General features: G+C 58.3%; 17 protein-coding genes. 13 read left to right on the top strand and 4 right to left on the bottom strand.

Annotated elements, in window-relative coordinates:
• Positions 1 to 271: 271 nt before the first annotated feature.
• Together AC2FLE_RS18545 and rpe are read right to left on the bottom strand one after the other, a co-directional pair.
• A complete protein-coding gene (locus tag AC2FLE_RS18545) occupies positions 272 to 736 on the bottom strand; it encodes a hypothetical protein (RefSeq protein ID WP_496698865.1) in 465 nt (154 codons plus the stop codon).
• 272 nt (positions 737 to 1,008) lie between these two features.
• Positions 1,009 to 1,698: a ribulose-phosphate 3-epimerase gene (gene rpe, locus AC2FLE_RS18540; RefSeq protein WP_496698863.1), complete on the bottom strand. Its 690-nt coding sequence runs from the start codon at positions 1,696 to 1,698 to the stop codon at positions 1,009 to 1,011.
• A gap of 163 nt (positions 1,699 to 1,861) precedes the next feature.
• Here rpe and phnC point away from each other — a divergent pair, with 163 nt between their 5' ends.
• The 5 genes from phnC (at position 1,862) to AC2FLE_RS18515 (ending at position 6,601) form a co-directional block, all read left to right on the top strand.
• Positions 1,862 to 2,683, top strand: a complete 822-nt coding sequence (phnC, locus tag AC2FLE_RS18535) for a phosphonate ABC transporter ATP-binding protein (RefSeq protein WP_496698861.1) — start codon at positions 1,862 to 1,864, stop codon at positions 2,681 to 2,683.
• Between the two features lie 68 nt (positions 2,684 to 2,751).
• The gene (gene phnD, locus AC2FLE_RS18530) at positions 2,752 to 3,654 is read left to right on the top strand and encodes a phosphonate ABC transporter substrate-binding protein (RefSeq protein ID WP_496692907.1); all 903 of its coding nucleotides are present in this window, start codon (positions 2,752 to 2,754) and stop codon (positions 3,652 to 3,654) included.
• Positions 3,655 to 3,717: 63 nt separating this feature from the next.
• Entirely contained in the window at positions 3,718 to 4,599 is an 882-nt protein-coding gene (gene phnE / locus AC2FLE_RS18525; RefSeq protein WP_496698859.1) for a phosphonate ABC transporter, permease protein PhnE, read from the top strand.
• Positions 4,596 to 5,963: a phosphonate ABC transporter, permease protein PhnE gene (gene phnE, locus AC2FLE_RS18520; protein ID WP_496698858.1), complete on the top strand. Its 1,368-nt coding sequence runs from the start codon at positions 4,596 to 4,598 to the stop codon at positions 5,961 to 5,963. The genes phnE (AC2FLE_RS18525) and phnE (AC2FLE_RS18520) overlap by 4 nt, the downstream gene beginning before the upstream one ends.
• Before the next feature lie 23 nt (positions 5,964 to 5,986).
• Positions 5,987 to 6,601: an LbetaH domain-containing protein gene (locus tag AC2FLE_RS18515; protein WP_496698856.1), complete on the top strand. Its 615-nt coding sequence runs from the start codon at positions 5,987 to 5,989 to the stop codon at positions 6,599 to 6,601.
• A gap of 158 nt (positions 6,602 to 6,759) precedes the next feature.
• Here AC2FLE_RS18515 and phnF read toward each other — a convergent pair whose 3' ends face one another.
• Positions 6,760 to 7,470: a phosphonate metabolism transcriptional regulator PhnF gene (phnF, locus tag AC2FLE_RS18510; protein ID WP_496698854.1), complete on the bottom strand. Its 711-nt coding sequence runs from the start codon at positions 7,468 to 7,470 to the stop codon at positions 6,760 to 6,762.
• A 102-nt stretch (positions 7,471 to 7,572) separates the two neighbouring features.
• Between phnF and phnG the strand changes: the two genes are divergently transcribed.
• The 8 genes from phnG to AC2FLE_RS18470 all read left to right on the top strand — a co-directional run bounded on the left by phnG (position 7,573) and on the right by AC2FLE_RS18470 (position 13,240).
• Entirely contained in the window at positions 7,573 to 8,031 is a 459-nt protein-coding gene (gene phnG / locus AC2FLE_RS18505) for a phosphonate C-P lyase system protein PhnG (RefSeq protein WP_496698852.1), read from the top strand.
• Positions 8,031 to 8,606 (top strand): phosphonate C-P lyase system protein PhnH, encoded by a 576-nt coding sequence (gene phnH / locus AC2FLE_RS18500; protein ID WP_496698851.1) that lies wholly within the window; start codon positions 8,031 to 8,033, stop codon positions 8,604 to 8,606. Before phnG ends, phnH begins: the two co-directional genes overlap by 1 nt.
• A 3-nt stretch (positions 8,607 to 8,609) precedes the next feature.
• Entirely contained in the window at positions 8,610 to 9,701 is a 1,092-nt protein-coding gene (locus AC2FLE_RS18495) for a carbon-phosphorus lyase complex subunit (protein WP_496698849.1), read from the top strand.
• A 261-nt stretch (positions 9,702 to 9,962) separates the two neighbouring features.
• The gene (locus AC2FLE_RS18490; RefSeq protein WP_142639343.1) at positions 9,963 to 10,823 is read left to right on the top strand and encodes an alpha-D-ribose 1-methylphosphonate 5-phosphate C-P-lyase PhnJ; all 861 of its coding nucleotides are present in this window, start codon (positions 9,963 to 9,965) and stop codon (positions 10,821 to 10,823) included.
• On the top strand, positions 10,820 to 11,224 hold the full coding sequence (locus AC2FLE_RS18485; protein WP_496698847.1) for a VOC family protein: 405 nt from the start codon (positions 10,820 to 10,822) through the stop codon (positions 11,222 to 11,224). The genes AC2FLE_RS18490 and AC2FLE_RS18485 overlap by 4 nt, the downstream gene beginning before the upstream one ends.
• 5 nt (positions 11,225 to 11,229) lie before the next feature.
• Positions 11,230 to 12,000: a phosphonate C-P lyase system protein PhnK gene (phnK, locus tag AC2FLE_RS18480; RefSeq protein ID WP_496698845.1), complete on the top strand. Its 771-nt coding sequence runs from the start codon at positions 11,230 to 11,232 to the stop codon at positions 11,998 to 12,000.
• Positions 12,001 to 12,011: 11 nt separating this feature from the next.
• Positions 12,012 to 12,695 (top strand): phosphonate C-P lyase system protein PhnL, encoded by a 684-nt coding sequence (phnL, locus tag AC2FLE_RS18475; protein ID WP_496698843.1) that lies wholly within the window; start codon positions 12,012 to 12,014, stop codon positions 12,693 to 12,695.
• On the top strand, positions 12,692 to 13,240 hold the full coding sequence (locus tag AC2FLE_RS18470; RefSeq protein ID WP_496698841.1) for a ribose 1,5-bisphosphate phosphokinase PhnN: 549 nt from the start codon (positions 12,692 to 12,694) through the stop codon (positions 13,238 to 13,240). The genes phnL and AC2FLE_RS18470 overlap by 4 nt, the downstream gene beginning before the upstream one ends.
• Here the strand turns inward: AC2FLE_RS18470 and AC2FLE_RS18465 are convergent.
• Positions 13,222 to 13,905, bottom strand: a complete 684-nt coding sequence (locus AC2FLE_RS18465) for a DUF1045 domain-containing protein (RefSeq protein WP_496698839.1) — start codon at positions 13,903 to 13,905, stop codon at positions 13,222 to 13,224. The genes AC2FLE_RS18470 and AC2FLE_RS18465 overlap by 19 nt on opposite strands.
• Between the last annotated feature and the right edge of the window lie 20 nt (positions 13,906 to 13,925).

The following is a 13,925-nucleotide window of genomic DNA, read 5'->3' as shown; positions in this document are numbered from 1 at the left end:
GGCGTTGTGTCGAAAATCGTCGAGTAATTCGCGCAAGCGAATGATCAAATGGAAAGGGCGCCCATCCGGCGCCCTTTTTGATGCTATGTTCTGATCAGTGCGTTTTCCTCAATGTAATCAGCGCATTCTGAGAAGCCACGCAAACGAATCTTTTGCAGTTCGTTCACTGTAACCGGAAGGTCGTACCCTGCTTGTCTGGATAGCCCTTCGCACTGGGGGCCAACTCTGGCGGCGCAACCAGACAGGACACCAGTTCCGATCCAAATCAAAATCAGAAATCGCATTGCGGAACCTCAACTATCGTTTCTTCGTTGTAGATGGTGCTGTCCTCAAGTGTCATTTGTCCTCGCAGCATAATCGCGTTTTCGCTGGTTATGCCTTCAGGCAGCTTGAGTGACAGAACTCGGGCAAAGGTCTCACCAATTTTTGCCGCGTTTTCCACAGTCATTACTTGCTCAGATATTCGGAGCTGATTGTCCGGCGCATCGACAATTTCCCGGTAGTCGAGCTTGTATGCCTGAATGGAAAAACTGACGGGCTCAATAACTATTCCTTTTGGGTTTTTCACCTGGATTCTGGCGGCAAGCGTACAGTCATCGTGAATTTTCGAGGTAACGGTCAAGGTCGCGTGGGAAGAATGATCCTGTCGAACAAGAACATACCAACCAGCGACCAACGCGGCTGTTATCACAACAATTTTTTGGACAATGTCCAACAACTTGTCGGCAGTTTCCATTCACCAACTCTCCACCATTGTTTGGTCACCTGCGGCATTGGCACGCAAGAAAATGCCAGGCAAAGCCTATTTGAGGTGAACCATCGTATATTGGTTGGCTTGAAATCAAGAGGTTAGCTGGAATTTCCCCCGGAACCCTTCTGTGGCCACCAAAAGGCGTGAGATCCAGAAATGCGACAACAAGAGGAGTGGTCCTTACCTGCGCCAGTTTGGTAAGGGTCGACAATTTGAGTGTGACCACTCGTGATCAGCCTGCTCGGAGTTGCGAAGGATCAATCCGCTGCCAGTTGAGCAGCAGCCCTAACAGCCTTGATGTTCTTGCCGTAAATTTCAGGTTTGTCCACCGACCCGCCCTTGAAAACCGCCGATCCGGCGACCAGAACATCGGCTCCTGCTTCCGCAACCAGCGGGGCAGTTTTGGGGTCTACACCACCGTCGATTTCGATGTGCACCGGGCGGTCGCCGATCATCTGGCGCAGGCGGCGGATTTTTCTGGTCATGTCGATGAACTTCTGACCACCAAAGCCGGGGTTTACGGTCATAATGCAGATGAGATCGGTCAGATCCAACAGGTGCTCCACCGCTTCGGCCGGGGTGCCCGGGTTCAGCGCGATACCGGCCTTCATCCCTGCGGCGCGGATGGCCTGCAGGGTGCGGTGCGAATGCGGTCCTGCCTCGATATGGGCGGTCAGCACATCGGCCCCGGCATCGGCATAGGCCTGAATATAGGGATCGACCGGCGCGATCATCAGATGCACGTCCATCACCGTTTTGACATGCGGGCGGAAGGCTTTGACGGCGGGCGGACCAAAGGTCAGGTTGGGAACAAAATGGCCATCCATCACGTCGATATGCACCCAGTCGGCGCCCTGCGCCTCGATGGCCTGAATCTCGGCACCGAAATTGGCGAAATCGGCGGACAGGATCGACGGGGCGATCTTGATAGTGCGGTCAAAGCTCATGGTGGCCTCGTGTCATCTGAACAGTTGAGGATGCGTATAGCGTTGAGGTCAGATGATGGATAGCCCCCGCGACAATCGCGCCGTAACAAAACTTTCACCTTACTGACACACAGCCGTTGAACAGTGGCTGTAGCTGACCGCCAAGACGAATTGGGGGTGGCCTGTGCTGCGTATCGACAAACTGACCAAACGCTTCGGCGATAATCTAGCCGTGGATGCGGCGACCTTGGATGTGGACAAACCGTGCATGATCGGCATCATCGGGCGATCCGGCGCCGGGAAATCCACCCTTTTGCGGATGGTCAATCGCCTGACCGATTCCAGCGAAGGCAAGATCCTGTTCGAAGGCCGCGATGTCACCCAGTTGAAGGGGCGAGGCAAGCGGGCGTGGCAGGCCGAATGCGCCATGATCTTTCAGCAGTTCAATCTGGTGCCGCGCATGGATGTGGTGTCGAACGTGCTGCATGGCACGCTGAACCGCCAATCAACGCTGGCCACCATGTTCAACCTGTTCCCGATGGAGAACATCCACCGCGCGATCGACATTCTGGATCGTCTGGGCATCGCGGAACATGCGCCGAAACGCGCCGAGGCCCTGTCGGGCGGACAACAACAGCGTGTCGCCATTGCGCGGGCGCTGATGCAGGACCCCAAGATCATTCTGGCGGACGAACCGATTGCCTCGCTGGACCCGATGAATGCCCAGGTGGTGATGCAGGCCCTGCGCCGTATCCACGAAGAGGACGGCCGCACGGTCATCGCCAACCTGCACACGCTGGACACCGCGCGCCGCTATTGCGACCGCGTTGTCGGCATGCGCGACGGCCGCATCGTCTTTGACGGGTTGCCCGAACAACTGACCACCGGCGTCGCTCGCGAGATCTATGGGGCCGATGCGAGTTTCTCGGAAGAGGCGACCTCGACCGAGATCGAAACGCTCGACGCCACCCAGAAGGCCCTAATGGAAGCCGAAGCCACCATCTGAGCCACCCCAACCACCTTTCATCGCCCGACCCGATGAGAGGTCGGGGACATCAACCTGGAGAGAGACAGATGAAAAACCTAATTGCTGCCCTTGTTGCGACCACTGCCATGGCCGCGCCCGCTATGGCGCAGGAAATCAGCGAATTCCGCATTGGTATTCTGGGCGGCGAAAACGCCCAAGACCGGATGAGCAAAAACGAATGCCTGCGCGAATACACCGAAGAGCTGCTGGGCGTTCCGACCAAGCTGTTTGCACCCGCCGACTATAACGGTGTGATCCAGGGCCTGCTGGGCGGCACGATTGACGTCGCCTGGCTGGGCGCGTCGGGCTATGCCAAAACCTATCTGAGCGATCCCGAAGCGGTTGAGCCGGTTCTGGTCAAGGTCAACAGTGATGGCGGCTATGGCTACTACTCGGTAGGCTTTGCGCGCAAAGACAGCGGCATCGCCTCGCTGGACGACATGAAGGGTAAGGCCTTTGGTTTTGGTGATCCGAACTCGACCTCAGGCTACCTGATCCCTTCGATCGAAATTCCACAGGCCACCGGTGCCACCATGGACTCGGGCGATTACTTCGGTGAGGTCAAGTTCACCGGCGGTCACGAACAGACTATCGTTGCTGTAAACAACGGTGACGTTGACGGCGGCGTGACCTGGGCCGACGGCCTGGGTGATTGGGAAGATGGCTATCAGTCGGGCGCGCTGCGCCGCGCTGTTGATGCCGGTCTGGTCGACATGAACGATCTGGTCGAGATCTGGAAATCGGCGCCGATCCCGGAAGGCCCGGTCGTTCTGCGCAAGGCCTTGCCCGAAGATGTCAAAGTTCAGGTCACTGAGCTGTGGAACACGCTGGACGAAAAAGACCGCGAATGTTTCTACGGCGTGGCAGCAGGCGAAGCCAAGAGCTTTGATCCCATCACGCATGAGGCCTACGAGGTCATCATTGAAGCCCGCAAGCTGAAGTCCAACTAAGCCTGCAACTCACATGATCGGGGTCCGGTGTTATACCGGACCCCGTTTTCTCAGGAGCATTCTATGACAGACCTGACCGCAGGGTCCCACAGTGTCGATCAGATCCGCGACGAATACTCAGAAATGACCCGGCGAAAACGGGCTTATGGTGGCATTCTCCTGATCCTGTTTGTGGCTTTGATGGCTGCAGGGTTCCGCACTGCGGATGATCGAAACGCAGGCAGTTTCGTTGACGGTTGGCGCAGGGTTTTCGACTATCCGGCCGAGGTTCTCTCGGAAGCGTGGGAAAAGATCGGCGCGATGCCGGAGAATCTGATCCGGTTCTTTCCGGCCTTGATCGAGACGATCAATATCGCGGCAGCATCAACCCTGATCGGTACAATTGTGGGGACATTTCTTGCCCTGATGTCGACACGGGGCATGGCGCAGTGGCCATCTCTGATCCCATTGTTTCGTCGGATTTCCGATATCTGCAGGGCCATCCCTGAAATCGTTATCGCGCTGGTTTTGATCTTTATTCTCGGCGGCGGTCCGGTTCCGGCAATGATTGCGATTGCCATCCATACCGCCGGTGCATTGGGCAAGCTGTTCTCGGAAGTGAACGAGAACGCTTCGCTGAAGCCGATTGAGGGGCTGCATTCGGTGGGCGCGAACTGGTCGCAACGGATGTATTTGGGCGTGATCCCACAGGTCGGACCGAACTATGTCAGCTATGCCTTGCTGCGGTTCGAGATCAACATCCGTGCCTCGGCCATCCTCGGTTTCGTCGGTGCTGGCGGTCTGGGATATGAGCTGCGCAACGCGATGTCATGGGGGCAGGGGCGCTACGACGAGGCCGCGGCCATCTTCCTTCTGCTTTTTGTCACAATCATGGTCGTGGATCAGCTGTCCGGCTATCTGCGGGATCGCCTGACCCACGGGTCGGAAAAAGGAGCTTCGGCATGACGACCTTTGCCACTGATCTGTCGACAGATGACCTCAAGGCCGAGGCCGGTCGTTTGTTCAACCGCAAACGGATCGTGAATTTCGGGTTGCCCGGCCTTGTCGTTGTTTACCTGATCTATGTGTTCTTTGCCTTTGACGTGCCCGGTATTGCCGGGCGTGCAAATTGGGAAAACGGCAAGACGCTTGTTGCCGACAGCTACAGCTACAAAACCCATGTCACGCGGGATAACCGCAATGGTGATGTGTCCGTTGCGGTCGAAGGGGACCGCAAAGGCACCTATCCTGACGGGACCGCACCCGACTGGGTGGCGTTGGGCGAAACCACGATCATTGACCTGGAAGATGGTCACGTGGTGCGTTTCGGCCCCGAGACAATCGAATACGATATCCCTGGCTATGGCGTCGTGCGCGCTTCGCCCAGCCGGGCCTCTGGTGTGCAAGCAGAGTTACCGGCGGGCGATGTTCCAGACTGGATCAATGTCTCGAAAAATCGGCTGGCGATCACCACCGATGCCGGGCGTCTGACCGTGACCCGCAACCGGTCCGAAGTGTTTCGCTATTTCCCAGGGTGGGAGCTGTTTTGGTTCACCCTCGACAGCCCGTATTATGGCAAATCCTTCCCCGAGTTGGTCAGCCGCGCCACCGCCGGTGAGGCCGGTGCCATTTTCAACGATTTCTGGACCAACAAGATCTGGCGGCATCAGGATGTGGCCTGGGCCATCTTTGAGACGATCCTGATGGCGTTTCTGGGCACAATGGGGGCAGGGATTATCGCCTTGCCACTGGCGTTCCTGGCGACGCGGAACTTTAACCCCTTGCGGTCGGTGCGCTTTGCCACACGGCGGGTGTTCGACTTTGTACGCGGTGTTGACGCCTTGATCTGGACCGTTGTTCTGGCACGGGCCTTCGGACCGGGGCCGCTGACAGGAGCACTGGCAATTCTGGTGACCGATACCGGGACATTCGGAAAGATCTTCTCAGAAGCGCTGGAGAATGTGGATGAGAAGCAGATCGAGGGCGTGCAGTCGACCGGTGCGAATGCGCCGCAGCGCTATCGCTTTGGCGTGATCCCACAGATCACTCCCGTGCTGTTGAGCCAGCTTTTGTACTTTCTCGAATCCAACACCCGCAGCGCGACCATAATTGGAGCGATTACTGGCGGCGGCATTGGTCTGTTGCTGACGCAGGCGATCATCACTCAGAAAGATTGGGAAGAGGTCGCCTATTACATCGTTCTGATCATTCTCATGGTGATGTTGATGGATTGGTTCTCGGGCTGGTTACGGCGTCGTCTGATCCAGGGCGACAGCGGCAAGAAGAGCAAGCCGAGCAACGCGAAAACCAAAGATTTTATTCTGCCGTGAGCGCAGCTTGAAAGGTCAGGACTATGGCACGATTGCGCACGGATGAACCGTTCATCCATCCCGATTGCCAGATTACCAACAGCAGCTTTGGTGCATTTGTCGAGATTGGCACCGGCAGTCGGATCGCCAACGCGGTCTGGGGCGACTATTCCTATTGCGACCGGACCTGCGACATCGCCAACGCCCAGATCGGCAAGTTTTCGAACATTGCCAGCTTTACCCGGATCGGCGCCACGGATCACCCGTTGCAAAAGGCCTCGCTGCATCATTTTAGCTATCGGTCGGCTGACTATTGGGACGATGCCGTGGATGATGCGGAGTGGTTTGCCCATCGCGCAAGCCGGATCGCATATATCGGGCATGACACATGGATCGGTCACGGAGCGATCATCAAGCCCGAGGTGACAATCGGTAATGGTGCGGTCATCGCATCCGGGGCGCTGGTGACCAAAGACGTACCGCCCTACATGATCGTTGCTGGGGTGGCGGCCCAACCACTCCGCCCCAGGTTCCCACAAGCGGTTGCGGATCGGATAGAGCAGTTGGCCTGGTGGGACTGGGACAACAGCCGCTTGCGTGACGCATTGCCGGATTTTCGCAAACTAGAGGCTGAGGCGTTTTTGGAGAAATACGAATAGCTGGCCCTGTGACCCTGAGTGCTCCGCGCCCGCAGAAGCATCGGTTTCGCCGATCCCCCTTTGCGGCCTTGGGCCGGGCGCCGCGCTTTGCGCGGCGCTACGACCAACGGGATGAGACCTCCGATAGGAGGTTGAAGACGGGCGGGAGACCTACGGGATCAATCCTCGTTCAGGGTCAGCGTGACTCGCTCTCCGGCAAAGGTTGTTCTTCCGTACTCGACAGGATTGCCATCGGGGTCTGCATTGATGCCGATCGAAAACAAGACTGGTGCGCCCTCGGGCAGGTGCAGGTGCAGAGCTTGAGTTGCCGTGGCCGCGCGCGCGGTCAGGCGGGTTGAGATGCGTGTGTAATCCGGCACATCGCATCTTTGCAGGGCCTTGGTGACAGATTGGGTTTCTGTCAGGACCTGCAGAATGTCAGGAAATCGCTTGGCCGGAAAAACGCTTTGAAACAGGCCGATGGGTTGCCCGTCGGCCAGAGACAGACCGTCATAGACATGCACCGTGTCGCCGGTTTCAAGCCCCAATGCATCGGCTTCGGCTTCATCCGCAGCCCGTGTGGTCAGGGCGAGGATCTTCTTGCCGGGCATCTTGCCGCTGGCCGAGATGCTCTTGTGGTATCGCACCCGCTTACCAATCGGATACTCGGTTGGTCGGGTGGCGACGAATACACCGGCCCCGCGCCTAGAATGGACCAGCCCCTGGTCGGCCATATCTGACAGCGCCCGACGAACCGTGTGGCGGTTAACGCCATGCGTTGCGGCCAGTTGCGCTTCGGTCGGCAGCCGGTCACCGGTTTGATACCGCCCTTCGGCAATGTCCGACGTCAGGCTTAGGGCGATGCTTTTCCAGATCGGCGTTTTGTTCATGTCACCAAAAATTCACACAGTTGCGATTGCGAGTCGCCGGGCGGCGGTCTATGATTTGTATAGTTGTATAGGATAAGTAGACAACCCCGCCAAGAGGCTTTGATGACACAACAGACAGATTCCGCGACCGAGGCGCGTAAGACCTGGATGGGCCTGCTGGCCCGCGCGCCAGATGACGCCACGTTGGCGCTGTGGGAGGGCCTCACGGACCGTCCCGGCTTTGAATGGCTGCGCAGCCCCGAAGTGGGCGGCGTGATGGTGCGCGGACGTACCGGCGCCATCGGGGCGCCCTTCAACCTGGGTGAAATGACGGTCACGCGCTGCTCGGTGGTCTTGCAGGATGGCACGGTCGGACATGGCTATGTTCAGGGCCGGTCAAAGCCCAAGGCCGAAGCTGCAGCTGTGATTGATGCGATGATGCAGACTGCGGCAGCAGACCATGTGCGGGAAAACCTGCTCGGTCCGCTGGAACAGAAAATGCAGGCGGTCAAAATCGCGCGGGCAGCAAAGGCGGCGGCAACCAAAGTAGAATTCTTCACGCTGGTTCGGGGAGAAGATTGATGACTGCGCAAACTCAATTCTCGGGCGGGTTCCAGAACATACCGGTTGATTCCGCGCATGCTTTTCGCGCGGCGATGACGGTGATGGCACGCCCTGGCGAAATCCGCAGCCTGTCAGGGGCCGTGCCCCCTGCGCCCTTGTCGGTAGCAGCGGGCACCTTGTTGCTGACTTTATGCGACCCGGAAACCAAGGTACATCTGGCGGGTGAGCTCGACACCGACGCTCTGTGCGAATGGCTGACCTTCCACACCGGCGCGCCGCTGGTTCCTGCTGCCGAGGCGGATTTCGCCGTCGGCACTTGGGGCGGAATTGGTGGGCTGGATCGCTATCGCATCGGAACTGCCGAGTATCCGGATCGGTCAACCACTCTGATTGTTGAGCGTGACAGCCTGGATCAGTCCGGTGCCATTTTGCACGGTCCCGGTATCAAGCAGAGCGCCCGCATGAACCTGCCCGATATCCCGGCGTTGCAGCGCAATGCGGCTCTGTTCACTTTGGGATGTGACTTCTTCTTTACCTGCGGTGACAAACTCGCGGCCCTGCCGCGCAGCACCCAGATCAGCGCGGAGGGCTAAGCGATGTATGTTGCCGTCAAAGGGGGCGAAAAGGCGATTGAGAACGCCCATGCGTGGCTGGCCGAAGAGCGCCGTGGCGACACGGATGTGACCGAACTGAGCCTGGCCCAGATCAGAGAACAGCTGAGCCTGGCGGTGAATCGGGTGATGGCCGAAGGGTCGCTTTATGATCCGGACCTTGCCGCACTGGCGATCAAACAGGCGCGGGGCGATCTGATCGAAGCGATCTTTCTGATCCGCGCCTATCGCACGACATTGCCGCGTTTTGGTTATTCCGAACCGGTTGAAACTGGCAATATGGCCTGTGACCGTCGGATATCGGCGACGTTCAAGGATGCGCCGGGCGGGCAGGTGCTGGGCCCGACATTCGACTACACCCACCGCCTGCTAGATTTCAAACTGGCTGCGGATGGCGAAACTCTACCCGCGCCCGAAGGTACGGCGCGACACGAGCCGACCCCGCATATCACCGAATTCCTCAAGGGTGAGGATATTATTCAGGACGAGCCGGTCAGCGATGCTACGCCTGGCGACCTGACCCGCGAACCGCTGGAGTTTCCGGCGGACCGTCCGCTGCGGTTGCAATCGCTGGCGCGCGGGGATGAGGGGTTTGTGCTGGGCATGGCCTATTCGACTCAGCGCGGCTATGCCCGCAACCACGCCTTTGTTGGCGAGCTGCGGATCGGCAAGGTCGCGGTCGAAATGGACATTCCCGAACTGGGCTTTGCCATCGAGATCGGCGAAGTCGAGTTGACCGAATGTGAGACGGTGAACCAGTTCCAAGGCTCAAAGACTGAGCCGCCACAGTTTACACGCGGCTATGGGCTCGTCTTTGGCCAGTCTGAACGCAAATCCATCGCCATGGCTCTGGTCGACCGGGCGCTGCGGTGGGAGGAGCTGGGCGAGGACAATCTGGGCGCACCTGCACAGGACGAGGAATTTGTCCTGAGCCACTCAGACAATATTCAGGCAACGGGTTTCCTCGAACATATCAAGCTGCCGCATTACGTGGATTTTCAATCCGAACTGGAATTGGTGCGCAAGCTGCGCCGCGAGGCCGAGGAACGGGCTGCATCGAGGGAGGCTGCGGAATGAGCTCTGTACGCTTTGCCCTACAGGCTCGTCCTACGGTTCAAAACCCAGTCGCTGCCCTGATTGGGCGATTTCCTGCCGAATGCTTCGCGCGAATTCACGATTTCAAGCGATTCCCATTCGCACGAAAGGTCGCGGGCCATAGCCCCGAGGCGCCACTTTGCGCGAAAATTGCGCCAGATAAAATAGAGCATAATCGCCAAAAAGAGCGAACAAATACCAAATACGTTCATAAAAACACCAGAAACAAAATAGTTACATCAAATGACTGAATATAACTTCGCATATCTGGACGAACAAACCAAGCGGATGATCCGTCGGGCGATCCTCAAGGGGTTGGCTATTCCCGGATATCAGGTGCCATTTGCCAGCCGAGAGATGCCGATGCCTTATGGCTGGGGTACCGGGGGCGTGCAGGTATCTGCCGCAACTTTGACCCCGGACGATACGTTCAAGGTGATTGATCAGGGTGCGGATGATACGACTAATGCTGTGTCTATCCGTAAGTTTTTCGAGAATACGGCGGGCGTCGCCACCACCGAGGAAACCGAGAAGGCGACGGTCATCCAGACCCGCCACCGCATCCCCGAGGCGAAGCTGCGCGCGGATCAGATTCTTGTCTATCAAGTGCCGATCCCGGAACCGCTGCGGTTTCTGGAACCGCGCGAGACCGAGACACGCAAGATGCACAGCCTCGAAGAATACGGGTTGATGCACGTGAAACTGTACGAAGACATCAGCCAGCATGGTGCGATCTCAACCGCTTATGCTTATCCTGTGATGGTCTCGGACCGTTATGTGATGGACCCGTCCCCCATCCCGAAATTCGACAACCCAAAGCTTGAGATGGACGCGATCCAGCTGTTTGGCGCGGGCCGCGAGCAACGCATCTACGCGGTGCCACCGCATACCAAGGTCGTCAGCCTCGATTTCCAGGATTACCCGTTCGAGGCCACCAAGGCCGACCATCCCTGTGATCTGTGCGGGGCCGAGGACAGCTATCTGGATGAGGTCATCATGGATGATGCAGGTACCCGCATGTTTGTTTGTTCGGACACTGATTATTGCCGGTCGCGCCGCGAGGCGGGCCATGTGGGCCGTTTGGCCAGAGAGGATGCCGCATGAAACGAGAAGATGTGCTTGGAATTGACCACCTTGGCCTTACGGTTTCGGACCTCGACGCCACGCGGACGTTCTTTGTCGATGCGCTGGGTTGGGAGGTCTTCGGCAGCAATCCGGATTATCCGGCGGTTTATGTAACCAATGGCGCGGCGAAGCTGACGCTTTGGCAGCAAAAAGGCAAGGGGCTACAGGGGTTTGACCGGCACAAGAACGTGGGGTTGCATCATGTTGCCTTGAAAGTTCCCGATGAAGAAGCGCTGACTGCAGTTTTCGATGCGGTCAAAGACTGGCCTGCCGTCGCTGTCGAGTTTGCACCTGAACCCTCGGGTTTAGGTCCGAAACTCCATTTCATGATCCGAGAGCCGGGCGGCAATCGGATCGAGTTTTCATATGACCCAAGGTGAATGAAATGACACCGCTGCTGAGTGTACAGGATATCAGAAAATCCTACGGGGTCCGTATCGGCTGTACCGATGTGAGTTTTGACCTCTATCCCGGCGAGGTGATGGGGATCGTAGGTGAGAGTGGTTCGGGCAAGTCAACCCTGCTGAACTGTCTGGCGGGTCATCTGGAGCCGGATGCGGGGCAGGTGATCTTTGACACTCGTGCAGACGGTCCGGTGGATACCGTGACCATGTCGGAACCTGAACGCCGGATGCTGAGCCGCACCGATTGGGCATTCGTGCACCAACATGCGCGCGATGGCTTGCGTATGTCTGTCAGTGCGGGCGGAAATATAGGCGAACGACTGATGGCCGTAGGTGACCGCCACTATGGCGATATCCGCGACAAGGCGATCGACTGGCTGGGTCGGGTTGAGATCGAAGCGGCGCGGGTTGATGATCGTCCGACCGCGTTTTCCGGTGGCATGCAGCAGCGCCTGCAGATCGCGCGGAATCTGGTGACCGGCCCCAGGCTGGTCTTCATGGATGAACCGACTGGTGGTCTGGACGTCTCAGTACAGGCTCGCCTGTTGGACCTGTTGCGCGGGTTGGTTCGGGAAATGGGGCTGAGCGCCATCATTGTCACCCATGATCTTGCTGTTGTCCGTCTGCTGGCGGATCGGCTGATGGTGATGAAAAGCGGTCATGTGGTCGAGGCCGGATTGACTGATCAAGTTCTGGACGATCCGCAGCATGCCTATACGCAACTGCTGGTGTCCAGCGTGTTGCAGGTATGAGGGCCGGGACCATGATTGAACTGAACAATGTCAGCAAAAGCTTTACCCTGCACAATCAGGGCAGCGCGGTGATCCCGGTCATGCAGGGCGCTACGCTCAGGGTTGAACCGGGTGAATGTGTGGCGCTGACCGGCGCGTCGGGCGCAGGGAAATCCACCTTGATGCGGGTGATCTATGGCAACTATCTGGCTGCCTCGGGCCAGGTTCTGGTCGGTGGTTTAGACGTCGCCAAGGCTGAACCGCGCGAGATCTTGACCCTGCGGCGCGAAACGCTGGGCTATGTCAGCCAGTTCCTGCGTGTTGTGCCCAGAGTGCCAACGCTTGAGGTCGTGGCCGAGCCGCTTCTTGCCGTTGGTTGCGATAAACAGAAGGCACTGGACAAGGCCGCGGGTCTGCTCGAGCGTCTGAATATTCCTGAACGGCTCTGGTCCCTTAGTCCGACGACCTTTTCGGGCGGCGAACAGCAGCGCGTGAACATCGCACGCGGATTTGCCCATGAGTACCCGGCCATGCTGCTGGATGAACCCACGGCCAGTCTGGATGCGCAGAATCGCGAAACCGTCCTGTCCCTGATCCTTGAGGCGAAAGAGCGCGGAGTGGCGATTATCGGCATCTTCCATGATGTTGACGGACGGAAGCAGGTTTGCGATCGCGAGATCAACGTTTCGCAATTCACGCCGGGAATTGCGGCATGACGCTTGCCCCGGTCATAGCGGTTGTCGGTCCGTCAGGTGTCGGCAAAGACAGTGTGATTGAGGCGTTGGAAGCCCGCGCAAAAGGTATCCAGCGGCTGCGCCGTGTCGTCACCCGCCCCGAAGGCGAAGCGGGGGAAGATTTCAAACGGGTCACAGATGACGCGTTTCGACAGATGGAAGGTGAGGGCGCATTCGCGCTCAGCTGGCATGCACATGGGTTGCTCTATGGGGTGCCGAAAGAGATTGCGCAGCAACGTCAGGTGGCAGATGCGGTTCTGGTCAACCTGTCGCGCGCTGTGTTGTTGCAGGCGCAAGAGATCTTTGGCGATCTGATTGTTATCTCGTTGACCGCAGACGCGAGCGTTCTGGAGCAACGCTTGTCATTGCGCGGGCGCGAAAGTGACAGCGAACAGGCGCGTCGGTTGGGCCAGGCCAAGACCCCTTTGCCTAAGGGGCTGGTCCGGGTGATCGAGGTCGACAATTCTCGTGCTCTGCAGGATACGGTGGCCATAATTTTGTCCCGCCTTCAGTTGGAAAGCGCATAGCGATGGATCAGGTGAAACCGTCGATCCTCGGCCTCGCCCATCAGGGCCAGATCCGCAATTCGAAAGGGCTTCGGCAAAAGCGGCCCCAGATGGTTTTCCAGGGTGCGCTGGACCGAATCCAGCACGGGCTTGTCCAACCTACCGCTCAAGGTGATGTGAAACCGAAACGCGTTCAGCACATAAGGGTAACCCCATATGACCAGGTTGGCGTCCTGATCCGGTGTCAGTCTGGAGGCGCGGCGATGGTCAAGTTCAGCCGCCGACGGTGGGGACCGGAACATATCAAGCTCTTGAACACAGGCGGCGGCCAACGCGTTCAGCGCGGATGTGTCGCCCAGTGGTCGCAGGGCCAGAAACCGGCCAAGGCGGGCAATCTCAAGACCCTCCATCATGATTGCGCATTGGCTGGCAGCAAGAGTGGCGCAGGCCTCTTGCAACGCTGTGACGGATTGCCCCTCGCGCAGGCGGAACGGGGGTTTCATGGTCGCGTGCAGCCCGTATTTTCGCGGTACCTCCGTAACCGCTGCAACATCCACGCCATCCAGCCCAGGATGGGCGACCTCGGTGCCAGCCTCCATGTCCCAGCCCAGCCAACGGGTTGCGAATTGCGTCCACTCCGCCGTGGCGGGTGGCGCAAAATAGATCGCGTATCGCGTGAATGTCACATTGGCCTCCTATTACGTGG

The sequence above is a fragment of the Ruegeria sp. CDSA077 genome (genome assembly GCF_059612265.1).
Note: the sequence above shows the minus strand (reverse complement) of the source record. Positions and strands in the feature narration are given on the sequence as shown.